Below are 23,299 nucleotides of genomic sequence, written 5' to 3' on the forward strand. Positions count from 1 at the left end.
GTAGACCTCTGACAGGAGCTGGCCAGTGACGGACGTCCTCGAACTCTCCACCGATGTATTGGTGATCGGTGGTGGCCCCGCCGGCGCGTGGGCAGCGTTGCGTGCGGCCAAGGCCGGTGCAGACGTCGTCCTGGTCGACAAGGGATACTGCGGAACGAGTGGCGCGACGGCCCCATCCGGAACGGGTGTTTGGTACGTCGAACCGGATACGACTGCCCGTGAGCGGGCAAAGGCCGGTCGTGAGGCGCTCGGCGGATATCTGGCCGACCACCATTGGATGGACCGCGTCCTCGAGCAAACCTACTCCAACATGGATCTCCTCGCGGTGGAGGGCAGATATCCGTTCCCCGTCGACCCCAGCACGGGCAAGCAGGTACGCACCGGCTTGCAGGGGCCTGAATACATGCGGCGGATGCGCACCTGGATTCGTCGAGCCGGGGTGCGCATCCTCGACCATTCGCCGGCGCTGGAGCTGTTGGTGGACGACGCCGGGCGAGTTCGCGGAGCTGCGGGCTACCAACGCCACGAGCACCAGGACTACCGAGTCTCGGCAGGCGCGGTAGTGGTCGCCAGCGGAGGTTGTGCGTTTCTCTCCGGTGCGTTGGGTACCAACGTCGATACCGGTGACGGTGCATTGATGGCAGCCGAAGTCGGAGCCGAGTTCTCCGGAATGGAGTTCTCGAACGCGTACGGAATCGCAGCGGCCGGATCGACGATCACCAAAACTGCCTACTACGCGTACGCGACGTTCTTCCATGCAGACGGAAGAGTGCTCGAAGGAGCCGGTTCGGCGAAGGGGAGGTCCGTCATCGCCAGCACGTTGCGGAACGAGCCCGTCTTCGCGCAGATCGATCGGGCCGACGCTGAGGTGCAGCGTCGAATGAGACTGGGGCAACCCAACTTCTTCCTGCAATTCGATCGCCGCGGAATCGATCCCTTCACCGACAAATTCGAGGTCGGCATGCTCGCTGAAGGCACGGTGCGCGGCACTGGGGGAATCAACGTGGTCGACGACGATTGCGCGTCATCGGTTCCAGGACTGTTTGCCGCCGGGGACGCTGCGACCCGAGAGCGAATCTGCGGAGGGTTTACCGGCGGGGGAAGTCACAACGCCGCGTGGGCGATGTCTTCTGGTTCATGGGCAGGAACCGGTGCTGCGCGGTATGCGCTGTCGCTCGGACGCGGGTCTGCCAGTGGTCTTCGCGGAGCCGGAACCGTCGGATTGCGTAATCCGGCACGAACCGGGTTTGCTGCCGACGATGTGGTGAAAGCTGCTCAAGCGCAGCTGATTCCCTTCGACAAGAACTACCTCCGCAGCGGTGATCGAGTATCCGCAGCGCTCGGTGAGCTCGAATCGCTGTGGGGTGCAGTGAGTGCGGATCTGGGCGCGGATCCAGCAGGTCGGATGGCGGCGCGGCAGGCTGCTGCGATCACGGCCGTCGGTCGCTGGATGTACCACTCGACGCTGGCGCGGACCGAGACTCGGGGAATGAGCAAGCGGGACGATTTTCCCGAACTCGATGTGACGCAGCACCATCACGTTCTTACCGGCGGTTTGGATTCGGTGTGGACTCGGACTTCTGAATCTGTCGGGTCTGCACTGGTGGCGTCATGATCGAGCGGGTGTCCGCGCCGGCATGCATCGGCTGCGACAAATGCGTAGATGTATGTCCCACAGATGTTTTCGACCGGACGCCCTCGGGCGTCCCGGTGATTGCGCGCCAATCGGATTGCCAGACCTGCTTTATGTGTGAGGCCTATTGCCCGACGGATGCGCTGTATGTGCATCCGCAATCCACACCGTTGGAAACGGCCGATGTGATCGAGGACGATCACATCGGCCGCTACCGAGAGAAGATCGGATGGGGCAAGGGGCGGGCACCAGGGTCGCTGACCGCGGTGGGTCCCGAGGTGCCCCGTCCGGTCACGACCTGACGAGAATCTTGACCGCAGTGTCGTTGTGCTCGATCAGAGTGGTGAATCCTTCGGAGATCAACTCTTCGAGCTGAATACGACCGGTGATGAATGGCGCCAGATCGACGACACCGTCCTGGACCATCTTGATGACCGCTTCATGGTCACGGACGTACGCGATGGTTCCGCGTAGATCGATCTCCTTGAGGACCAGCTTCTGCATGTCGATGGTCGCGGGCTTGCCCCAAATCGACACGTTGACAACAACTCCAGCAGGCCTGACCGTGTCGAGCATGGTGTCGAGTACTGCGTTGACGCCTGCGCACTCGAAACCGATGTCTGCGCCGATGCCTCCGCTGAGTTCGAGGACGCGCGCTTTGACGTCTTCGGTGGTGGGATCGATGACGTAGTCGGCGACTCCACTGGAGAGGGCCTTGGCTTTGCGGGCTTCGCTGAGTTCGGTGACGATCGTCGTGACACCCAGACCCTTGAGGACTGCCGCAACGAGGAGTCCGATCGGTCCGGCTCCGCCCACGATGGCGACGTTGCCGCTTTCGGCTCCACTGCGCACGACGGCGTGATGGGCGACGCTCAACGGTTCGATGAGAGCTGCCTCGTCGAGCGGGATGTTGCCGATCTTGTGGATCCAGCGACGGTCGACGACGACCTTCTCGCTGAGCCCGCCACCTCCGCCGGCCAAGCCGATGAACCCCATCTTCGTACACAGGTGGTAGTTGCCCGCCTTGCACGGGGCGCACTCGTTGCAGACGAAATACGGCTCGACGACAACATTTTCACCGACCTCGACGTCCGTGACACCTTCGCCGACCTCTTCGACGGTGCCGGAGAACTCGTGGCCCATCGTGACCGGCGCATTCTCGTGTGAGAGTGGATGCGGGTGTCCGGGTGCGGAGATGAAGATCGGTCCCTCGAGGTACTCGTGGAGATCGGTGCCGCAGATTCCGCACCATGCGACCTTCAGCTTGACTGTTCCTGGCCGCAATTCGGGCTCAGGAATCTCTTCGATCCGGATGTCTTTCTGCCCGTGGAACCGTGCTGCCTTCATTGATCCGCACCTCACTTCGTTGTGAATCCCCTGGTAGATCGACGTTAGGCCGATTGTTGGCGTGGGTGAAGGGTTGCAACGGAATGCAATGGGGTGGAACCGATCGGTCCTGGGGAGCGTCCAATACTGTGAGCGGGCCGCGAATGAGGGGAGTGCTGTGGGAGTGAGGGGTGCAGTGGTCTTGGTCGCGGCCGCGTTGTTGGTTGGGGGTTGTTCGTCGACGGTTGAGGGTGAGGCTTTCCCTGTCGATGTGATTGGGATGTTTGATCCGTGTGAGGTTCTCAGCAATGAGGAATTGGAGAAAGTCGGAGTTGACCCGGCAACGAAAGAGGTTGACATCGTTGACACGCATATCGATGGTTTCAACATTTGCTCGTGGAACGGTGAGTGGTACTTCTTGTCTCTGACATCGACCGATCATTCGCTCGTAGAGGTCGAACAGAATCCAGTCATGCGCGACCTTCATCGAGCCCAAATCGCCGGGCGCGAAGTCCTGAAATACCAGGAACGCAATGACAAAACAGATTCTGCATGCAACGTCGCCTTCGCGACCTCTCAATCCACTGCGATGATCCGCGTCGGCGCCAAGGTCGGTCTGGCGCGCCCCGAGACGCCGTGCACGCTGGTGGAACGAATCGCCGAGACAGTGATTCCATTGCTCCCGTGACAGCGGTCCTGATTGCAGCTGCACCCTCGGATACAGGAGTCACATGTCGAATTTGTATCTCGATGCCAAAGTCGCCGGCGAGCTGATCGCGGCTTGCACTGAACTCCGCGCGCAGTTCGAGGCAGCATTGAACTCCGCCGCACTACTCGGTCAATTGACAGGGTTTGGAACCCTAGGATCCGCACAGGCCCTACAGGCTAAGTTCGAGGAGAAGGCCGTCGGTGGCCACGATGCGCTCGTCGATGTTTTGGCGAGTCATATCGCGGTCGTGGAGGCGATGCAGGCTCAGTTTCAAGCCTGCATCGACAACGCATTCGATCAGGAGTCGTCGAACGTCTCGACTTTGAGGTCGATCGACCAACCGAACTGAGTCAGTGGATGTGTTGCTGCCAATCGGCTGGGACACGACCCTTAGGTCCCGGCGTCGGCTGATCTACGGGATGTGAAGTGGGCGCCGCCAATTCAGGTCCGTCGTACGCCTCGTTGGTTTCGAAGCTCCAGAACCAATCCTCACCGGGTTCGTAGCTCTGCATGAACGGATGCTTTGTCGAGGCCGCATGCTTGCTCGCGTGCTGTGACGGTGAGGAGTCGCAACACCCCACGTGACCGCATTGCGCGCATCGACGCAGGTGCACCCACCAACCGCTGCTCGCATCGCATTCGACGCATCCCGCGCCACTGGGCGGCACGCTCGGATCGATCCCCGCTGGAAGTCCGTCGGTCATGGTCCACCCTCTCGCTGACTGAAGTCGGTCATTTCATCGTGCGCTTTGCCTACCGGCCGTGCAAGGGCGACTAGTCGTCGCGCGTATCCCGCGGTGGGCCCGCGATGGGCAGCAAAACTCTGAACCGGGTGTTACCAGGCTCTGACGTGACCCGAAGCTCACCACGATGCTTGCCGACCACAATTCGCCACGAAATATCAAGGCCGAGACCGGTTCCCTCACCGACAGGCTTAGTCGTGAAGAAGGGTTCGAAGATCCTGTCGATGACGTCATCGGGAATCCCGGCGCCGGTGTCGCAGATCTCGATGCACACGCGGTCGCCATCGCGGCTTGTCCGAACGGTGAGTGTTCCCGATCCGTCCATGGCAGACACCGCATTGTCGATCAGGTTGGTCCACACCTGATTGAGTTCGGCGGCGTAGGCGTCGATCGGTGGTAGCGCGAGGTCGTATTCCTTGACGACTTCGATTCCGCTTCCGATTTTTTGCCTCAGCATGATCAACGTGCTGTCAAGTAGTTCGTGGACATCGATGGTCTGGAAGGGTGCGCGGTCCATCTGAGAATACTGTTTGGCTGCACCGACGAGAGTCGAAATCCTCGTTGTGGAGTCGGCGATCTCGTTCATCAGGAGTTCGGATTCGATGGTGTAATTCAGCCAGCGAATTGCGCCTTCGAGTACGGACTCGTCAACGGCTGCAGCAACATTCTCGAGCCAAGCGGTGTCGAGACCAGCCTGCACGAAGGTCGGAGCCAGATCCCAACCCTCTCGAATCGAATGATCCTCGAACCATTCACCCAACGAATCCTCTCGATCCGAGGCTTCGAGGGGAGTGAGCGTCGGCGCCTTGGCGACAACCTCTGCAACTTCCTCTTGAAGCCGCATGAGCGTCACGAGGGCATCGCGGTCGTAGGTGCCAGATGCAACCATTCCCAGTTTGTGACGCATACCTGCGACACGCTCGCGCAAAGACGCGGTCGCTCGAACCGCTGCGGCTGCAGGGTTATTGAGCTCGTGAGTCAACCCGGCCGAAAGTGATCCGAGTGCAAGGAGTCGCTCTCGCTGATCGATGATCTGCTGAGTGTTCTTCTTGCCGAAGAAAACACCTTCGAGTAGATGAACCGCCATTGGAAACCACTCGCGCATCGCGTTGCCGAACTTGTCGGCGTCCAGGACGAAAAACGTCGAAGGAGTCGTCACTCGCATCGACCCCGCGTAGACCTGCGGTACACGATCGCCGAGATACGCCGTCCAGCCTCCCGAGTAGACGCCGCGCTGGGTGGTCCTGTTGATCTCGATGTCTTCGCCGCCCGACAGCTTGGACAGCACCACCTCGCCCTCGATGAGGACGTAGAAGCAGGTGGCAGGCTCACCTTCGAGGAAGACCTGACCTCGATCGATCTCGGTGATATGGCCTGCCTGGCAGAGTGATTCGAGCTGATCGTCGGTGAGCTTCTCGAACAGGAACAGGGTGCGAAGCAAGTCTGGGCTGCATTCAGGAATGGACATCGAATCTCCCTATTGTTGAGCGAGATAGCGGTGGACGAACATCACGGCCATCGCGCCCTCTCCGACGGCCGACGCGACGCGCTTGGCCGATTCGGCGTGTACGTCCCCGGCGACAAACACTCCAGGGACACTGGTTTCGAGATGATGTGGGGCGCGATCAAGCGGCCACCCGTCCGGGGTGACACCTTCGGAGGGAAGGTCCGGGCCGGCGAGAACGAATCCGTTGCCATCGCGGACCACCACGTCGCCGAGCCAGTCGGTCAGGGGAGCGGCACCGATGAAGATGAACAACCACTGAGCATCGACAGTGTCTTCTTCTCCGGTAGATCTGTTACGTAGTGTGATTCGTTCGAGGTGATCGTCACCCTCGGCTCCGATCACCTCCGTGCACGTGCGCACGGTGATCTTCGGGTTCTTTTCGATCTGCTGAATCAGGTAGTAGGACATCGAGGCTTCGAGCGAGTTTCCGCGAATGAGAATGGTGACGGACCTAGCTCCTCGGGAGAGGTAGACCGCAGCTTGGCCGGCCGAATTGGCGCCGCCAACTATGTACACATCTTGTTCGCTGCACCGAGCGGCTTCGGTGACAGCTGACCCGTAGTAGACCCCTCGGCCGGTGTAGGTATCGAGCCCCGGTGCCGAAAGCTGGCGATAGGAAACACCGGTCGCCAATATGACCGAGTGGGCGTCGACCGACGAACCGTCGTCAAAACGCACGGTGCGGGCCGAACCGTTGATTTCCAAACCGGTGACGTCTCGCGCGGTGATGACCTCGGCGCCGAACTTGGTTGCCTGGCGTCGTGCGCGATCGGCCAACTGTGCGCCGGAGACTCCGTCGGGGAAGCCGAGGTAGTTCTCGATCCGCGAACTCTGGCCGGCTTGACCGCCTGTCGCTCGCCGTTCGATGAGAACCGTCCGAAGCCCCTCCGAAGCGCCGTACAGGGCAGCCCCCAGACCCGCAGGGCCGCCGCCGATGACAACGAGATCGTAAAAGTCTTCGGAGAGAGTGGTACTCAACCCGAGTTTGTCGGCAAGTTCGGCGTCGGTGGGCTCGACTAGGACATCTCCGTTGGATGCGATGACGACGGGAAGTCGCAGTTCGTCGGTGCCGGCAGCCGAGAGAAGTCGTTGACCTTCAGGCTCGTCCGACATGTACCAGCGATAGGCAAGTTGGTTGCGTGCCAAGAACTCTCGAACGTCGGATGATCGCTCGGACCAACGATGGCCGATCACCTTGGTTTCCTCGGCGGGGTGATGACTCGAGCTCGCCCAAGCATCGAGCAGTGCATCGATGACGGGGTACAGCTTCTCTTCCGGCGGATCCCAAGGTTTGAGGAGGTAGTGGTCGAGGTCGACGACGTTGATGGCGTCGATCGCAGCATCGGTGTCGGCGTACGCGGTGAGGAGAACGCGACGAGCTACGGGATACAGGTCCATTGCCTGTTCGAGGAACTCGATTCCACTCAAACCGGGCATGCGGTAATCGGCGACGATCACAGCGACTGCATCGCCGCGAAGTTTCATTTCACGCAAGGTCTCGAGCGCCTGGTCGCCGGACTCCGCGCGAATGATTCGGTACTTCTCGCCGTACCGTTTCCGGAGGTCTCGAACGACGGCACGCGAAACACCAGGATCGTCGTCGACGCTGAGGATCGCTGGTTTGGCCGGGGCTTTCGGTGCGCTCACTCGGTGCCTTCCCGAAGTTGTAGTCAACCTCTCAAGTATGCGACTGCTGAGCTGAGCGTCAATCGCTAGCGATGCGCTCTGAGTGAACCGGGGACCGTGAACTGGGAATTTGAAGATTGCCGGAACCGATCGGGCCTCCGATGCATCTAATAGTGTGGGTCCACATCAACAGGGGGTGCCATGCGGGGGTCGGTGGGGGTTGGGCGACTGCTCATGGCTGGGATGTTGGTGTGGGCTGCGGCAGGATGCAGCTCAGCCGTGGAGGGGGCGGCTGAGCCTGCATCCGGCCAAGCGGGCTTGTTCGATCCGTGCAAGGACATTCCGGACTCGGTGTTGGAAGAAGTTGGACTTGATCCGGCTACCGAGGAAGTTGACATCGCCGGCGTCGAGCAACCGGGTTGGAAGATTTGCTCGTGGACTCAGTCCGGGTACTACGTGATCGTCTTCTCCGGCGAGAACTCTCTTGACGATGCGAAGGCAAATGCAAGCTTTGCGGGGTTTGAGACTTTGTCGATCGGTGGTCGGCCGGCGCTTCGGTTTCACAGTGCCAGTGACCCAGATATCGATCGTTGTTACGTGGGTCTGGACGTATCACTTGGTTCGATTTGGATAGCGGCCGACGCAAAAAATTCTCAGCAACAAGAGGATTCAATGTGTTCCATTGCTTCCAGATATGCCGAGGCGCTGGAGGGGGCCTTGCCACGCTAGAGCGAGGACTGACTGCGGGTAGCGGAACACTAGAGGGGAACGAAATGACCGGATTCTTTGGCGGTTGGCAGGCAGATCAGATCAGTGTTGATCTCAAGGCGGCACAAGGTTTGGTCGCGTCGTGTTCTGAATTGTTGATCGAATTGTGGGCCGTCGAACGAGAGGCAGCGTCACTTGAGTTTCTCGATGCGATGGGAACACTCAAGTCAGGGCAGGACCTCGCCGCGAAGTTCTCCAAGAAGGCCGTCGGCGGTGAAGATTCGTTGGAGAAGTCATTGAACAGCCACATCCAAGTGGTCACCGAGATGCGGGACTTCTTCCAGCAATGCGTCGACCGCTACGGCGAAGTCGACGACTCGAACGCCTCGGCACTCGCAAGTACCGAGACCCCTCGATAGACACAAAAAATCTCGCTGAGCCGATGGCATTCGACTCAGCGAGGCTGGGTAACGACTAGCTGGTGGGCAGGGCCTTCAACGACTTGACGGTGGCGTCGACCGCGCGAGCAGCCTCGGCGCCCTTCTTCACGAAATGCGTGCTGAAGTAGTCGACGTGCTCGGCGTGCTCGTGGAAGTGATGCGGTGTCAAGACCACCGAGAAGACCGGAACGTCGGTGTCGAGCTGCACGCGCATCAGACCGTCGATAACAGCCGTTGCAACGAAGTCATGCCGGTAGATACCGCCGTCGACGACCAGACCTGCGGCGACGATCGCCTGGTAGCGGCCGGTCTTGGCCAACCTCCGAGCGTGCAGCGGGATTTCGAAAGCTCCCGGAACCTCGAAGAAATCAACCGTGTCCTTGGGGTAGCCGAGCTCGACGATCGCGTCGGTGAATCCGTCGCGTGCACGGTCGACGATGTTGCGATGCCACGTCGCCTGAATGAACGCGATGCGCTGTCCCTGGATCTCACTCATAACCATGAAACTAGCGCACCGGGAAGCATCGACGCGACCACCCGTCCTAGTCCTGCTGGCGGGGGAAGGCAGTCGAACGACCCCAGCCGGCGTCATTGGTGAGGTGCTCGAGGAGAGGCTGAATCCGGTACGGAAGGGGATTGGTCAGAGCGATAGTCGTGGTCGAATGCGTGACGCCTGGAAGTGAGACGATCTGCTCGGCCAACTTCTGCAACGCCGCGTGCGTCGACGTGGCCACGCGAACGAGCAAATCCTCGCGACCGGTTGTGGCGTGAATTTCGATCACCTCGGGCAACTCGGTCAGACTGCGAGCGACTGCGCTGATCTTGCCCTGTTCGAGTTCCAGTCCGACAAATGCCTGAATCGGGATACCGACCTCGGGGAGATTGAGATTCGGCCGAAACCCGGTGAGAAGTCCGTTGGATTCCATGCGCTTCATTCGCGACTGGACGGTGTTGCGGGCGACGCCCAACGAGTTGGCCAACTCGGCCACACTCATCCTCGAGTCCTTGCTGAGCAGTCCGAGCAACTGGACGTCGAGCTTGTCGATGCTGAGCACTTTGTGAACCTCTCCTCAGTGATTTGAGTCACTGGATGATCGAATTGACTAGTTCAAGAGATTTGCATTGACCAAATCGTAACTCAGGCAGAGCATTGGTTCCACGAATTGCTCAGCGGGATTCTCTTTGGGTTATTTGTCCCCAATAGTACCCAATGGCCATTTCGCCCCAATATTTCGACTGCGCCCCGTATATTCTTCGGAAAGGTCTATCCCACAATGACTCTCACCGCCGAGCCCGTGAACTCCGTTGTTTCCCATGACGACACTGCGGGCGTGTTCGATCGCGCCGACTACCTGCGCGATTACCCCCACGAGCAGGTGAGCTTCTTCCAGGATCCCGCGAGCGGCCTCAAGGCCATCGTCGCCATCCACTCCACGACGCTCGGCCCCGCACTCGGCGGAACGCGCTTCTACCCGTACTCCGACGAATCCGCCGCAGTCACAGACGTTTTGCGTCTCTCGCGTGGCATGACCTACAAGGCTGCGGTTGCCGGCGTGGACCTCGGCGGCGGCAAGGCTGTCATCATCGGCGACCCCGCAACGGCCAAGACCGACGAATTGCTCGGCGCCTACGCAAAATTCGTCCAGACCCTCGGCGGCCGCTACATCACCGCTGGTGACGTCGGAACCAACTCCAACGATCTCGACATCATCGGCCGCAACACCGACTTCGTCGTCGGCCGCAACGCTACAGTCGGCGGTTCCGGCGACAGCGCTCCGATGACGGCCCTCGGCGTATTCCAGTCGATGCGCGCCGCGGCACAGTCGCATTGGGGCACTCCGTCGCTCGCAGGCAAGACTGTTGGTGTCGAGGGCACAGGCAAGGTCGGCTACGAGCTGATCAAGCTCCTCCTCGCAGACGGCGCGACCGTTCTCGCGACCGACGTCAACGCCGCAGCGCTCGACCGCGTCAAGGCTGACTTCCCGCAGGTGAGCATCGTCGAGAGCATCATCGACGCCGATCTCGACGTTTACGCACCCTGCGCGATGGGCGCAACCCTCACCGACACGACCGCACGCTCGATCAAGGCCGAGGTTGTCTGCGGCGCTGCCAACAACCAGCTCACCGTGCCCGAGGTCGAGAATATCCTCCGCGACCGCGGCATCACCTGGACCCCCGACTACGTCGCCAACGGCGGCGGCCTCATCCAGGTTGCCGGCGAGCTGAAGGGCAACTCGGCCGAAGAGGTCAAGCTCAAGGTCGAGAAGATCTTCGACACGGTCACCGAGATCTTCGCGAAGTCGAAGAAGGACGGAATCCTCGCCGGCGAGGCTGCTGACGCGGTCGCCGAGGCTCGGATCGCCGAGGCAGCTCGCGTCGCCAAGGGCTGACATCCTTCTCGCAGTCATGTAGCGCGGCCGGTCCCGACTAGTGTGGACACCAGACAAGCAGATTTTGCAGATCTGGACCACATCAGCCGGTAGACCGGCCGCTATGCGTCGGACGCCGGAAGGGCTTACATGACTGAACAATTCGCTGTGTGGACCGAGAACGACGCCGAGCAATCGGCCCGTTGGGGTTCGACGAGCAACGCCCCGGCGCCCAAGCGCATCGTCGTCGCCGACGACACGATGAAGGCCGACGACGCCTATCGCTTGGCATGCGAAGGCACGGCGTTGTTGTGGCGCGGAGATTTTCAGAACGCTCGCCAACTGTCGAAGGCCGTCGCGTCGCGCATCGACCGCAAGCCGCGCCGAGCGTCCGACGACCCAGCCAAAGCCTTCCATCTCCACAGGCAGACCCAAGGACGCCGCGCGCAGATTCTCGGCATGCTGCTCATTCCCTTGGATGCAGATCTGTCGATTCCACTCCGGCGAGCCCCGGACGCGCAAGTAGCGTTGACCGAAGCCTTCGGGATTACCGGTGAGCCGTCGGTTCGCTCGTTGCGTGACATCCTCGGCGCGATCGGCGCTCACGAGTGGCACCGCAAAGGTGTTTTCATCGAGGCTCTCGACGCACGAGTGCATCCCGCCTTCGGAGTGTTCTCACCCGTCCGCGGGGAGTATGTCGATCTTGTCGCGTCTGCTCCGCTACCGTCGACGGAATCTGCTTTCGATATCGGAACAGGTACCGGCGTTCTTGCTGCCGTCCTGGCGCGGCGTGGAGTTCAGACAGTGACGGCCACCGACCAGGACCCCCGGGCATTGCAATGCGCGCGCACCAACCTGTCGCGGCTTGGCTACGGCGATCAGGTGAACGTGGTGGAAGCAGACCTCTTTCCCGAAGGCACCGCTCCGTTGGTGGTCTGCAATCCTCCCTGGATTCCGGCCAAGGCCACCTCGCCCATCGAATACGCCGTCTACGACCCTGCTGGAGCGATGCTGAAGGGCTTCCTGACTGGTGTCGCAGCGCATCTGGACGACGGGGGAGAAGCGTGGCTGATCCTCTCGGACATTGCCGAACACCTCGGCCTCCGAACGCGATCCGAACTACACGACCTGATTGCGGCCGGTGGGCTCACTGTTGTCGATCGCATCGACGTCAAACCGACGCACGCAAAGGTCAGTGACCGAACCGATGCGCTTCACGCCGCCAGAGCACGTGAAACGACGTCGCTGTGGCGGCTTCGCCATCGCTGAATTCATTCTCAGTCAACGGTATTTCCCTGCCATGAAATGGTAATGAACGAGTAACAAATCGGGTCTAGCTTTCTTCGCAGTCGCACATCGTCACGCACTCCGGAGGGATCTCGATGGAAAACACTCTTGCCCGCAACGCAGCCGAGGACCTGACGAAAGGTCTTGGCCGACGCGGATTCATGAGGGCAGTCGCGGCTCTCGGTGCGGGAGTAGGCGTTGCGGGTGTGGCTTCGGGATGCGCGCACTCGAACGCATCGCCGGCTGGATCATCCTCCTCTGCGCTGCCGTTCGCCGATGGTGTGCCGATTCTGCAACCGGGCAGTGGAAACGTCAGCGGCGACCACTATCTGAGTTCGGATCCGTCGGACGTCATGTGGGGCTATGTGCCCAACATTCATTCCCGCGAGGTGATGCGGATGAAGTCGGGACAGACCGTAACCATCGACGCACTCTCGCACGAGGGAATTCTCGAGGATCAAGGGCGCAATCCTCTCGAATACTTCGGTAGCAAAGGCGTTTCCGAGAAGGACGTGCTCGAGGATGCGATTGCCGTTGCGGCCGAATACAACCGAACCGAACGAAACTTCGACAAGGACGGACCGCACGTCGTCACCGGCCCGGTCTTCGTCGAAGGCGCCCAGCCTGGAGACGTACTCAAGATCGAGACTCTCGAAGCCATTCCCCGCGTGCCGTACGGCGTTGTGTCGAGCAGACACGGCAAGGGCGCTCTCGCCGTCACAGCAGACGGAACCGCTCCAGCGGGAATCACTCTGGACGAAGTCATGCCGCCGGTCGCCACAGACGGGCGCGCAACAAAGGATCCGTTGCAGTACGGCGGTGTTTCCACTTTCACGGCGATCGAAGACGGCAAGGGCGTGATGCCTTTCGGACAGTCGAAGGTGCGGTTTCCCCTGCGGCCCTTCATGGGAATGATGGGAGTTGCCTATTCTGCGGATGCAGACCCGACATCCCCGTCGTCGAACTCCATTCCTCCGACCCTGGGCGGCGGAAACATCGACATCAGGCATCTCGGTGTCGGATCAACCTTCTATTTGCCGGTATTCGCTGAAGGCACCCTCTTCTACGTCGGTGACCCCCACATGGCCATGGGCGACGGCGAGGCAGCGCTGACGGCGATGGAAGGTTCGCTGCGCGGCACGTTCCGACTAAGCGTGTGCAAGAAGAACTCCGGTGAGGCTCCATCGGTGGCTTTCGGATACCCGTTCGCCGAGACCGAGGAGGCCTGGATTCCGATCGGCCTGTCCGACCCCAACGGTTCGGTCGATGGGCAGAACAGTGACCTCAACGGTGCCATGCGACGTGCGGTGGTCAACGCACTCGACTTCCTCGAGCATGATCGCGGTATGGATCGAGCGACGGCCTACGCGTATCTTTCTGCCGCAGCCGATTTCACGGTCTCGCAGGTAGTCGATCGAACCGTGGGCGTCCACGGACAGATCTTCAAATCCCACTTCGAATAGCGGGAAAGCCGATCCGTGTTATCAGGACGGATCGTCGAAGAGGCTCTGTTGCAAGGGATCGGCAAACAAGCCCATCTGCTCAGGTTGCGGCTTTGCCGGCGTCTCGGTTCGAGAATTGGGCAGGACCACCAGTCGCAAAGCCCCTCGCAGACGGTCGACCATGAGTTCCCACCCGCCGACCTGATCCTCGTATCCCGCAGCCTCTTCGGCGTCTCCGCGACTGTGGGCGTCCACAGCCTGACTACGCAGCTGAATCTGCCATTCGTTGCTGATGTGGAGGAGCTGAAGAATCAGATCGCGATCACGACCACAGACATCGGCTACCGCGTCGAGATCCTCGGCCACGTCCAGATCGAGGTGCAGTAGGGTCTCGAGTTCGGGAGGCAGGTCCTCGGCCGTCAGATCGGGCTGCAGCGAGGAGGAGTCACCGCTCTTGTTCGCGAAGAAGAGGTCTCCGCCGACGCGTGCGGCGAACTCGTCGTCCACGGTACGCAGGAACGACGTCAGGGCGGCGCACGTATCGGTGAGTTGCTTGGGAACGAATGGTGAACCCGCCACCTCGAGAAACACCGACAGACGGTCGTCGATCAAGACGAACTTGATGCGCGACCACTTGCGGTTGAGATCGGCGATGACCTCGGCTGCACGGGTGCGGTTGCTGATGTCCTGAACGAGTGGGGAGAACAACTGCACGTCCATGGACTCGGAAAGCGGACCGACGAACATGACAGTCGAACCGACCCGAATTGGTATGTCCCCGTCGCTGTCCCGCTCGGGAAGCGTGCCGAGCATGGGAAGCAAAGCGAGAGTGACCAACTCCTTGAGATGGTCGATGTCGTTGGGCATGTAGGCCGCGGTGGGGTCGAGTGTCGGAAGTTCTGTCGACTCGACAACCGACGGATCGAAATCCGGAGTCTGCTCGTTGCCGGTGAGGTCGCTGGATAGAAATGCCGGGTGCTGTACACCGAACACATCACGGAATGCAGCGACAGTCATCGCTGCGAGCTGATCGGCCCAGTTCTGTGCCTTGTCGACGCAGAAGGCGGGGGAGTTGTTCGGATCCTCGAGATTCTCGGAAGGCGGATTCCAGCCGAGTGCGATCAATTTTTGTTCGTCGGCATCTTCGAGTCGATAGCGTGGATGAAGGAAGTCGTTGGAAGGAACCTCGCAGCGGACTGTGTTCTCGTCCCACACGAGGAACTGAACGCATGGCGCTGCGCCGTCAGCTGGATCGAAGTCGCCGGTGGACGATTCCACGGCAAGCACGTCGCCGTCGACCATGATGGAAATGTGATCGCCGAGGCGACGTTGAAATTCTGCCCACGCCCGGTCGACACTGACATCGAGATCGAAGCCCATTGCGCTCATCAGCCACCTCCTTCCGCAAAAGCTCAGACCTCTACGGTATCGCGAGGCTCCGACAATGCTGCTGTCCTTTTCCGGTCGACCGGTTTGCAGCGGGCCACGAACCGTGACGACGAGGAAGGTAGTCGCAGGTAGATCGGTTATTCGAGAGCGGCGACTGAAGTGTGCCTGTAACCGCCGTCACGCCAGGCGGTATGCAGGCGAAAGAGCGAGGACTATCCGGCAAGAACGGGCGAGACCTCGACGACGGGCGGCGTGGACCCGGTCGTGACAACTGGGGTGGTGCTGGTCTTGGTGGTCGTGGCTGTCGCGGTCGGTGACGAGGTCGCGGTAGCCGACGCGGTGGTCGTGGACGAGACCGGTGTTGTCGTACTCGTTGCAGTCGTAGTGGACGTAGCGGAGTTCGTGCTTGTCGCGGTCACCACCAGCGGCTGATTACGAGGAGCAGTCGTCTCGTCGGCGATTCGCCAGGTCGGCGTCGGCGGGATGACAACCGTGGGGACTGCAACCGAGCTGTAGAACGCGGCCGGTTCGATCCCGGCGACGGACTCCACGGAAAGCGACGAGACCAGAGCCGGAGGCTTCACCACAGGGCCGCCGGAACCGAATGCGCCGGCTGCTCCGCCGAAAACGAGGCCTGATGTCAGAGAGAGAGCGGCCACTGCGACAGCGCCGATCATGACTGTTCTGTCTTTCATGCACACCTGTCCTTTGGGAGCAGTACGGAAGTACTGTAGGCGAAAGGATGCCGCAATGGAGTATCAGGGCCTGCTGGGCGGGACGCGAATCTGTGTGGCGTAGAACACAAAAGGCCCTGGGTGTCGACGCGGACGTCGGCACCCAGGGCCAGGTCAAGCAGTGAATCAGGCGGGGATCGTCAGTACCTGACCGGCGTTGATGAGATCCGGGTTCGGGATGCCGTTTGCATCCGCGATGCGCTGGTACTGGTTGCCGTCACCGTAGAAACGCTCTGCGATCGCCCACAGGGTGTCGCCGCTTTCGACGGTGTAGCTCTGCGCTGCCGGAGCGGCGGGTGCAGGCTCGGGCTCGGGTGCCGCAGCGGGCTCCGGGGCAGCCTCGGCGGCCGGAGCCTCGATTGCAGTGTCCGAAGACCACAGAGCATTTCCACCGGCGGACAGAACGACGTTGCGATCGTCCTGAACCGAGAGGGAGGCACCGTCGTTGCCTGCGGTCTGCGATGCCCACACGGCGTCGGAGTCCTTGTAAATGACGAAGTTTCCGTCAGCCTGCACCTCGGCGCGGTTGGCGCCGGATCCGTTGGTGCCTGCGGCCCAAACAGCCTGTCCGCCCTCGGACAGAACCAGGTTGCCGTCGTCCTGCAAAGTGAGGGTGTATGCGCCGTTGTCGGACTTGAGTTCCTGGCCGACTCCGAGGCTCTGACCTGACTGCAGTGTGCTCACGCTGTCCCTTTCCAAATCTGTTGCGATGACTGTGCCTCCACGATTCCGCTTTACCGTCCAGTTACCTTCTGGCCGTTGGTCTCGTAGGCGACCGAGTGTACGTTACCGAAGAGTACGGAGAATTGTGCAGCGTTGGCGGACTGCGTGTCGAGCGTTCGGATCTTGCTGATATTAAGGCGTTTTGGGTGAAAGCGCCGGATCATGGTACGTGACCTCGTCAGGTTTCGGTGCGCGTTCTCCTGAACTCCAGGTGAACTCGAAACTCTCTCAGCGCATTATCAGTAACTACTGCATTATCAGTAACTACTAGGGGCGTAGCGACTTGCGCGTCTCGTCGTGGAGAACGGCAAGCAGTTCACGCTCGACGTCGGCGAACTCGGGCGTGGTGATCATGTCCAGTTCGCGTGGTCTCGGCAAGGGGACGTCGACTACGCACCTGACCGTTGCCGGACGCGCAGACAGAACGACCACGCGGTCGGACAGATAGATCGCTTCACGAATATCGTGGGTGATCATCAGCACGGTCCACCGGTACTGCTGCCACACGTCTTGCAGCCAAGCCTGCATCTCGGTGCGGGTCAACGAGTCCAGTGCGCCGAACGGCTCGTCGAGCAGCAGGACAGGTTTGCCCTGAACAACGGTGCGCAGCATCGCCGCTCGCTGGCGCATACCGCCCGACAGCTGTGACGGCCGGGCGTCCTCGAATCCGGACAGGCCGAACGCGGGGAACAACTCACGAGCGCGCTCGCGTGCTTCCTTCTTGCCGACTCCCTGCACTTCCAAACCGAGGGCCGTGTTGTCCAGTACCGAGCGCCAAGGGAACAGAAGATCCTTCTGCGGCATGTACGCGGTGTGCACCTCGGCGGCTGCTTCGGATTCAGTTGCGCGCGTGCCCACACGGACCGAACCCGAGGTCGGGGATTCGAGCCCGGCCAGGACGTTGAAGATCGTGCTCTTGCCGCAGCCGCTCGGCCCGATCACCGACACGAATTCGCCCGCGTCGGCGCGGAAGGACACCGAATCGAGCACGAGACGCGATTCTCCGGCCGTGTCGAATCTCTTGGTCAGGTCCTGAATTTCGACCATTGCATCCTCGACCATCGGGTCAGTCATGTCCGCGACCTTTCGTTCATTGCCCATGGTGCAACGATGCGCTCGATGGCGAACGTCAGCAAGTACAGCGTGACGCTAATCAACGCGGTCACCAGTACGGCCGCCAACACCAGGTCGGTGCGGAAGGAGTTCTTTTGGGTGCTCATGTAGATACCCAAACCGGAAGTTGCGCCGACGTATTCGGAGAACACCGCGCCCACGACCGCATACGTGATACCGATACGCAGGGCGGTGAAGAATCGCGGAATCGCCGAAGGAAGGCGGACGTAGCGGAACTCCTGCCAGCGAGTGCTGCCCATACTGCGCAGGAGAGCGCCCGCTTCCCGGTCGGCCGCGGCAAATCCCTCGATGAGTCCGATGGTCATGGGGAAGAACGTCGCAAGTGCGATCACCAACACCTTCGGCAGCAACCCGAAGCCGAACCAGATGATCATCAGTGGCGCGATGGCGATGATCGGCAGCGTCTGCGAGACGACGAAAAGTGGTACCAGCGCGCGTGACAACCACGGCGAAAAGTCCACGACCACAGCAAGAATCCAGGCCAACACCAATGAAACGGTGAAGCCGACCAACGTGACCTGCAATGTCGACCAGGCGTGGCCGGCGATGATCTCGCGGTTGTCCCAACCCTGGGAAACAACGCGACCCGGAGACGGGAGTACTTGCGGCCGAATCCCACTGATCTCGACGTAGATCTGCCATGCCGCCACGAGGAGCACCACCACGGCGAGCGCGGGAAGCGCCCGCCGCGTGGTCGAGACCAATCGCCCGCTCACGTCAGGACGCGTCGAGATACTCATTGGTGAAGTACTCCGACCAGTCCGGCTTCTGGGTCAACGGCTTCCCGTCCGGTCCGGCGAGCAACCCGTTGTCGAAGAGGAATCCTGAGTAGCCCGACCAGGTTTCGAGATTCTGGGCGCCCACGACTCCGTTGGCGTCTTTCATGTAGTCGGCGGCGAGCATCCGCTGGCTCTCACGGACGAGGTCTTCGTCGGTGAATGCTCCGGGATTCGCGTCGATGAGGTCCTGCGCGGCCTGGTCCGGGTTGTCGGCAGCAGTCTGATAACCGCGTTGAACGGCCTTGACGAACTTGCGTGCCTCGTCGGGATGGTCCTTCAACCACTGCTGGTTGCCGTTGATCACGATCGAATACGCATCGGGGAAGCCGTAATCGGTGTACTGGAAGTACCGCATCGGGGTTCCGTTTCGCTCCGCTTCGAGGCCTTCCCAAGCAAAGTAGGAGACGGTGAAGTCTGCCTGGCCCGAGTACACGGCTTCGTACGCGGACGTTCCGAGCGTGACCGTCGTGAAGTTCCCGGTTCCGCCGTCGTTGCGGATGATCTGCTGCAGCGTCTCGACTTCACCCGGATCGCCGAACCCCGCGTACGTCTTTCCGTCGAGATCACGCGGACGCGTGATGTCCGCACGATCCGCCTTCACGCCGATGCCGGTGGCGCGGTGCTGAAGTGGCGCGATGACGGACGTAGTGGCGGCGCCGGCCGCACGGGCGAACGTGGCCTGACTCTGTGTGCTGATGCCGAACTCGGCGTTACCGGCGTCGACGAGGGTGTCGGGCGAGGTGTTGTTGTACGGCAGGATCGAGACGTCCAGACCGGCGTCCTCGAAGTAGCCCTCTTGGAGTGCAACGTACAAACCGGTGTGGTTCGTGTTCGGTGTCCAGTCGAGTGCGAACCGAATGGTCCCGTCGGAAGAGCCGGTGTCAGAGGCGCATCCGGTCAGAACTGTGAATGCGGCTGCGATCGCGGCAGAAGTGGCAAGCGTGCGGCGTAGCGCCGCGAACGACATCACGACGCCGGCCAAGGCTGCTGGTGGAGTGCGGAATCCCAGAACATCAGCTCGTAGCGACTGGCGATGCGGAACGCTTCACTCATCGCCTCTCGCTCTGTCTCGGTGGCAGCTTCAGCCGCAGCATCGACCAGTACGCGAGCCTGCGCTACCGATTCGTGGAATTCGGGTGCGTCGTAGGTTGTGACCCACTGTGCGTACGGATGCGACGGATCGGCGTCGAGTACCTCGCGCGCTGAAGCGGCAAGATCGCGGCCGACCTCGGCATAGATCCAGAAGCAGGGGAGTACTGCCGCTGCGGACACTGGATAAGGCGCCGTTGCCGCAGTCGCCGTCAGATACGAGACGTATCCCAGGCAGGCCTGCGAATGCTCCAGTTTTCCCGATCCCGCGGGGAGAATTCCACCGGTCAGCAAGCCGTCGTGAAGCGCAGATTCCACTGTCGCTGCCGTGGACGCGGAATTCGACCAGAAGCCCGCGGACTGCGGATCCGGGGCGTGGGCCGCGACCAGGGACAACGCCTTCGAGTATCCCTCGAGATAGAGCTTGTCCTGCTCGATGTATGTGCGGAACGCGTCGAGAGGCAATGTTCCGTCGCCGAGGCGGCGGAGGAACTCGAGCGAGTCGATCGACTCGCGGAGGACCTTCGTCTCGGCCCAGAGTCGATCGGTGAACCGATCCGTCGACGGCGCTGTGGCCACCGAGTTTTCGGCAGAATTGTATGCAGGCTGCGTAGTAGCCATGACATCCCTTCGTCAGCATTACCTGATCAGGTTCCCGGGTGTGTTCTCAGCCCCGCCCATGCGGAGCACCCCGTGTCAGAACTAGGCGACCTTAACACCGAGGGATTGTGTACTCGGCGCACACCGGTCCGAGATTGGTAGGTTTGGTCTTGATTGCCACACGCGCGGGTCGGGAGGGGATTCAGACATGGAGACCGACGTTCGACCAAATCTCGGCGAGGACGGAACACTGGTGATCCGTGCCAGAGGCGGTGAAGCCCGCGGGTATCCGGATGGCGGTGTGTTCGCGTGGAAGGGCATGCCCTACGCAGCAGCGCCGGTAGGTGCACGGAGGTTCCGCGCGCCGCAACCCGCAGAGCCGTGGGACGGGGTGCGCGACTGTCGTGAATTCGGGCCGATCGCGCCGCAAGGCCAGAGTCCGGCGGTTCCGATCGATCGGGCCTTCAAGATCGACGAGGACTGCTTGTCGATCAACGTCTGGGCCCCGCGACCCGACGGCACGCCTCGACCGGTGATGGTGTGGATTCACGGCGGCGCCTACTGCCTCGGGTCTGCCGCCCAAACGATCTACGACGGCCGTCATCTGGCTGAAACCGGTGACGTCGTTCTCGTCTCCTTCAACTATCGCGTCGGCGCACTGGGATTCTTGGACCTGTCCGCGTTTTCCACCGGGGATACCGTTTTCGAATCGAACTGTGGTCTGCGAGACCAGATTGCGGCGCTCGAATGGGTTCGAGACAACATCGACGCCTTCGGTGGTGACCCGAGTGCGGTGACCGTGTTCGGTGAGTCCTCAGGCGCAGGATCCATCACGACGCTCATGACCTGTCCGAGCGCCGAAGGTCTGTTCCATCGTGCGATTGCCCAGAGTCCTCCCGCGACCTCCGTCTACGGGGCCGAGCGCGCCAAGACCGTGGCAGAGCGGTTTCTCGAACTGCTCTCGATCGACCCTGAAGACGCAGGCGATCTGCTGACCACGGATCTCGAACTTCTCGTGAAGGCAAGCGATGACCTGGTCAACGAGATTCCGACACGGATTCCGGGAACTTTGGCAATGGCACCCGTCGTCGATCGCGATCTGGTGCCGCACTACCCGGTTGCGGCTTTCCAGAAGGGATACGCGCACCGAATCCCACTGATCATCGGTTCCAACAAGGACGAGGCGTCGATCTTCAAGTTCATGAAGTCGCCGCTGATGCCGGTGAGCGCACAGTCCGTCGAGGCAATGCTCCAATTACTGGCGGACGATCACCCCGACATCTCCGCGACCAAACTTGCCGAGATCATGTCGGCCTACCCAGATCACGCGAAACCGAGTGGCGCGCTGGCGCTCTCACGGGACGCGGCGTTTCGCATGCCGACTCTGTGGATTGCCGACGCCCACTGCAGGCATTCCCCTACGTGGGTGTACCGCTTCGATCACGCGACGCCGATGCTCAAGGCCGCACGGATCGGCGCGGGCCATGCGACCGAATTACCCTATGTATTCGGCAATTTCGGAACCCTGAACGTCGACCCCACGTTCTGGCTGGGTGGGCGGAAGGCCGCGATGGAGGTAGCCGGCCGTATCCAACGGCGATGGCTGGCCTTCGCCAGGCATGCCGTGCCGGCAGCTCTCGACGGCTCGAAACATTGGGCGCCGTACGAGGAAGAGAAGCGGTCGACGCTGTTGATCGACTCGGCCGACACCCTCGTCAGCGACCCCGATCACGGACTGCGCGTCGCCTGGGGCAACGACGTGATGGGGTTCAACTGACGTCGGTCGAGTGCCGCGGACGATCCAGTTCGCGAAGCACCGGCAGGGAGGCACAGACCGCGGCAATCAGGATGATCGGAATCGACAGGGCTACAAAGGTCGACGCGATTCCGAGTTGATCGAGCAGAGGGCCGACCGCGAGGTAGCCGAGCGGGCCGGCAGCGTAGGCCGTCGACGTCATGACACCGACGACGCGTCCGCGCATGTGCTCCGGGCTGTGCGTCTGCATGGCGTAGTTGGCGATCGGGCCGACTGGTCCGTAGACGAGACCCTGTAGTCCGGCGAGTACGAGGATCACCCACAGCGGCGGTAGAAGCGCCATGGCCAGCATCGCTATGCCGAGGACGGCGACAGCAAGAATCATGATCAGGCGCCGGGACATGATCGGTGCCAGCGGGGCGTAGGCGAGAGAGCCGATGATGCCGCCGATCGCCAATGCCATCAACACCGATCCGAGTTGGGCCGGTTGGTCCAACTCCGTGAAGTACACCGGGAACACGACGCTCTCCACCGGCATGTAGAGCGCGACGACGGCCATGTCGATCAGCGCCAGAGTGCGCAGCAGTTTGTTGTTCCAGACGAACCGAAGACCGTCGAGTGTGCCGTGCCAGATCGATTTCGGACGATGTTCGTGTTCGGGCACTCCGGCGCCGGGAAGCCGGATGAAGGCCACCACGACGATCGAGAACACAAAACCTGCCGCAGTCACCCAGAGCGTGTTCACCGCTCCGATCGTTGCGATCAGGACACCGCCGATGCCAGGGCCGATCAGATATGCGACGTTGAAATTGGCCTCGTACACGCTGTTGGTTCGATCGAGCTTCCACTTGGCGGTCCGAGTTGCTGCAGGCAGCATTGACTCCCGCGCCGCCATTCCGGCGGGGTCGAACACCGCACCGAGCGCGGCCAACGCCGCGATCACCGGGATCGTCAAGCCCGCGGTGGCCGCGATGATCGGGATCGCTGCAACGGACATCGCCGAGAGAGCGTCGGAAATCATCGATGTTCGACGACGTCCGAACTTGTCGACGAAGGTCCCTGAGAACAGGCTCGACACGAGTAGTGGAATGGCTGCGGCGCCGGCAACTATTGCCGCGTCGGTGGCCCTGCCGGTTCGTTCGAGAACCAGCCAAGGGAGCACGACGATGGCGATACCGTTGCCGATCGCCGAGAACAGCGTCGCGAGATTGACTAGGACGAGAGGGAGATAGCTGGGGGTAGCTACGTCCGTGGACGCAGGTGGACGCCGATCTGCTGAGGCGACCACGTTCTTTCCTTCCCCGA

Annotated in this window: 24 protein-coding genes and 1 riboswitch; of the genes, 10 read left to right on the top strand and 14 right to left on the bottom strand. The window is 61.4% G+C overall.

Annotated features, from left to right (window positions below; all coding sequences use genetic code 11):
* Window positions 1-25 precede the first annotated feature (25 nt).
* Together R4P65_RS27125 and R4P65_RS27130 are read left to right on the top strand one after the other, a co-directional pair.
* Entirely contained in the window at window positions 26-1,615 is a 1,590-nt protein-coding gene (locus tag R4P65_RS27125; protein ID WP_317828814.1) for an FAD-binding protein, read from the top strand.
* The gene (locus R4P65_RS27130) at window positions 1,612-1,935 is read left to right on the top strand and encodes a ferredoxin family protein (protein ID WP_317828815.1); all 324 of its coding nucleotides are present in this window, start codon (window positions 1,612-1,614) and stop codon (window positions 1,933-1,935) included. Before R4P65_RS27125 ends, R4P65_RS27130 begins: the two co-directional genes overlap by 4 nt.
* Here R4P65_RS27130 and R4P65_RS27135 read toward each other — a convergent pair.
* The gene (locus tag R4P65_RS27135; RefSeq protein ID WP_003941279.1) at window positions 1,925-2,980 is read right to left on the bottom strand and encodes a 2,3-butanediol dehydrogenase; all 1,056 of its coding nucleotides are present in this window, start codon (window positions 2,978-2,980) and stop codon (window positions 1,925-1,927) included. The two genes, R4P65_RS27130 and R4P65_RS27135, sit on opposite strands and share 11 nt — an antisense overlap.
* A 175-nt stretch (window positions 2,981-3,155) precedes the next feature.
* Here R4P65_RS27135 and R4P65_RS27140 point away from each other — a divergent pair, with 175 nt between their 5' ends.
* Both R4P65_RS27140 and R4P65_RS27145 read left to right on the top strand, forming a co-directional pair.
* Window positions 3,156-3,647 carry a DUF3558 domain-containing protein gene (locus R4P65_RS27140; RefSeq protein WP_317828816.1) on the top strand — a complete coding sequence of 164 codons (492 nt, stop codon included), beginning with the start codon at window positions 3,156-3,158 and terminating at the stop codon, window positions 3,645-3,647.
* 43 nt (window positions 3,648-3,690) lie between these two features.
* Window positions 3,691-4,017 (top strand): hypothetical protein, encoded by a 327-nt coding sequence (locus R4P65_RS27145; protein WP_211919260.1) that lies wholly within the window; start codon window positions 3,691-3,693, stop codon window positions 4,015-4,017.
* Window position 4,018: 1 nt separating this feature from the next.
* Here the strand turns inward: R4P65_RS27145 and R4P65_RS27150 are convergent, their stop codons facing one another.
* From R4P65_RS27150 to R4P65_RS27160, 3 genes are all read right to left on the bottom strand, one after another.
* Entirely contained in the window at window positions 4,019-4,372 is a 354-nt protein-coding gene (locus tag R4P65_RS27150; RefSeq protein ID WP_020970111.1) for a UBP-type zinc finger domain-containing protein, read from the bottom strand.
* 70 nt (window positions 4,373-4,442) lie between these two features.
* Entirely contained in the window at window positions 4,443-5,879 is a 1,437-nt protein-coding gene (locus R4P65_RS27155; protein ID WP_317828817.1) for an ATP-binding protein, read from the bottom strand.
* Window positions 5,880-5,888: 9 nt separating this feature from the next.
* Window positions 5,889-7,565 carry an FAD-dependent oxidoreductase gene (locus tag R4P65_RS27160; protein WP_317828818.1) on the bottom strand — a complete coding sequence of 559 codons (1,677 nt, stop codon included), beginning with the start codon at window positions 7,563-7,565 and terminating at the stop codon, window positions 5,889-5,891.
* 213 nt (window positions 7,566-7,778) lie between these two features.
* Here R4P65_RS27160 and R4P65_RS27165 point away from each other — a divergent pair, with 213 nt between their 5' ends.
* Together R4P65_RS27165 and R4P65_RS27170 are read left to right on the top strand one after the other, a co-directional pair.
* Entirely contained in the window at window positions 7,779-8,273 is a 495-nt protein-coding gene (locus tag R4P65_RS27165; protein WP_317828819.1) for a DUF3558 domain-containing protein, read from the top strand.
* 44 nt (window positions 8,274-8,317) lie between these two features.
* Window positions 8,318-8,671 (top strand): hypothetical protein, encoded by a 354-nt coding sequence (locus R4P65_RS27170; protein ID WP_317828820.1) that lies wholly within the window; start codon window positions 8,318-8,320, stop codon window positions 8,669-8,671.
* A 55-nt stretch (window positions 8,672-8,726) separates the two neighbouring features.
* On the opposite strand, the gene R4P65_RS27175 is transcribed toward R4P65_RS27170, so the two are convergent.
* Together R4P65_RS27175 and R4P65_RS27180 are read right to left on the bottom strand one after the other, a co-directional pair.
* Complete coding sequence (locus R4P65_RS27175) at window positions 8,727-9,188, bottom strand: 6,7-dimethyl-8-ribityllumazine synthase (RefSeq protein ID WP_003941401.1); 462 nt, start codon at window positions 9,186-9,188, stop codon at window positions 8,727-8,729.
* A 46-nt stretch (window positions 9,189-9,234) separates the two neighbouring features.
* On the bottom strand, window positions 9,235-9,747 hold the full coding sequence (locus R4P65_RS27180) for an Lrp/AsnC family transcriptional regulator (protein ID WP_003941343.1): 513 nt from the start codon (window positions 9,745-9,747) through the stop codon (window positions 9,235-9,237).
* 219 nt (window positions 9,748-9,966) lie between these two features.
* Here R4P65_RS27180 and R4P65_RS27185 point away from each other — a divergent pair, with 219 nt between their 5' ends.
* The 3 genes from R4P65_RS27185 (at window position 9,967) to R4P65_RS27195 (ending at window position 13,811) form a co-directional block, all read left to right on the top strand.
* The gene (locus R4P65_RS27185) at window positions 9,967-11,082 is read left to right on the top strand and encodes a Glu/Leu/Phe/Val family dehydrogenase (RefSeq protein ID WP_317828821.1); all 1,116 of its coding nucleotides are present in this window, start codon (window positions 9,967-9,969) and stop codon (window positions 11,080-11,082) included.
* A 129-nt stretch (window positions 11,083-11,211) separates the two neighbouring features.
* A complete protein-coding gene (locus tag R4P65_RS27190; protein WP_317828822.1) occupies window positions 11,212-12,330 on the top strand; it encodes a class I SAM-dependent methyltransferase in 1,119 nt (372 codons plus the stop codon).
* A 113-nt stretch (window positions 12,331-12,443) separates the two neighbouring features.
* On the top strand, window positions 12,444-13,811 hold the full coding sequence (locus R4P65_RS27195; RefSeq protein ID WP_317828823.1) for an acetamidase/formamidase family protein: 1,368 nt from the start codon (window positions 12,444-12,446) through the stop codon (window positions 13,809-13,811).
* A gap of 21 nt (window positions 13,812-13,832) precedes the next feature.
* On the opposite strand, the gene R4P65_RS27200 is transcribed toward R4P65_RS27195, so the two are convergent.
* From R4P65_RS27200 to R4P65_RS27230, 7 genes are all read right to left on the bottom strand, one after another.
* A complete protein-coding gene (locus R4P65_RS27200) occupies window positions 13,833-15,179 on the bottom strand; it encodes a T3SS (YopN, CesT) and YbjN peptide-binding chaperone 1 (RefSeq protein ID WP_047270244.1) in 1,347 nt (448 codons plus the stop codon).
* Between the two features lie 212 nt (window positions 15,180-15,391).
* Complete coding sequence (locus R4P65_RS27205; RefSeq protein ID WP_317828824.1) at window positions 15,392-15,874, bottom strand: hypothetical protein; 483 nt, start codon at window positions 15,872-15,874, stop codon at window positions 15,392-15,394.
* 165 nt (window positions 15,875-16,039) lie between these two features.
* A complete protein-coding gene (locus tag R4P65_RS27210) occupies window positions 16,040-16,597 on the bottom strand; it encodes a LysM peptidoglycan-binding domain-containing protein (RefSeq protein WP_230816995.1) in 558 nt (185 codons plus the stop codon).
* A gap of 306 nt (window positions 16,598-16,903) precedes the next feature.
* Window positions 16,904-17,698, bottom strand: a complete 795-nt coding sequence (locus R4P65_RS27215) for an ABC transporter ATP-binding protein (protein WP_041816070.1) — start codon at window positions 17,696-17,698, stop codon at window positions 16,904-16,906.
* A gap of 8 nt (window positions 17,699-17,706) precedes the next feature.
* Entirely contained in the window at window positions 17,707-18,510 is an 804-nt protein-coding gene (locus tag R4P65_RS27220) for an ABC transporter permease (protein WP_296555768.1), read from the bottom strand.
* Window positions 18,488-19,516 carry an ABC transporter substrate-binding protein gene (locus tag R4P65_RS27225; RefSeq protein ID WP_095971618.1) on the bottom strand — a complete coding sequence of 343 codons (1,029 nt, stop codon included), beginning with the start codon at window positions 19,514-19,516 and terminating at the stop codon, window positions 18,488-18,490. The genes R4P65_RS27220 and R4P65_RS27225 overlap by 23 nt, the downstream gene beginning before the upstream one ends.
* Window positions 19,516-20,259 carry a TenA family protein gene (locus R4P65_RS27230; RefSeq protein WP_317828825.1) on the bottom strand — a complete coding sequence of 248 codons (744 nt, stop codon included), beginning with the start codon at window positions 20,257-20,259 and terminating at the stop codon, window positions 19,516-19,518. Before R4P65_RS27230 ends, R4P65_RS27225 begins: the two co-directional genes overlap by 1 nt.
* Window positions 20,247-20,342: riboswitch (TPP riboswitch) on the bottom strand. (Overlaps the previous gene by 13 nt.)
* 104 nt (window positions 20,343-20,446) lie before the next feature.
* Here R4P65_RS27230 and R4P65_RS27235 point away from each other — a divergent pair.
* Window positions 20,447-22,015, top strand: a complete 1,569-nt coding sequence (locus tag R4P65_RS27235) for a carboxylesterase/lipase family protein (RefSeq protein WP_095971533.1) — start codon at window positions 20,447-20,449, stop codon at window positions 22,013-22,015.
* Here R4P65_RS27235 and R4P65_RS27240 read toward each other — a convergent pair.
* Entirely contained in the window at window positions 22,008-23,192 is a 1,185-nt protein-coding gene (locus tag R4P65_RS27240; protein ID WP_317828911.1) for an MFS transporter, read from the bottom strand. The genes R4P65_RS27235 and R4P65_RS27240 overlap by 8 nt on opposite strands.
* Window positions 23,193-23,299: the final 107 nt, after the last annotated feature.

The sequence above is a fragment of the Rhodococcus sp. IEGM 1318 genome, from assembly GCF_033142465.1.
In the GTDB taxonomy this organism is placed as follows: Bacteria; Actinomycetota; Actinomycetes; order Mycobacteriales; family Mycobacteriaceae; genus Rhodococcus_F; species Rhodococcus_F qingshengii_B.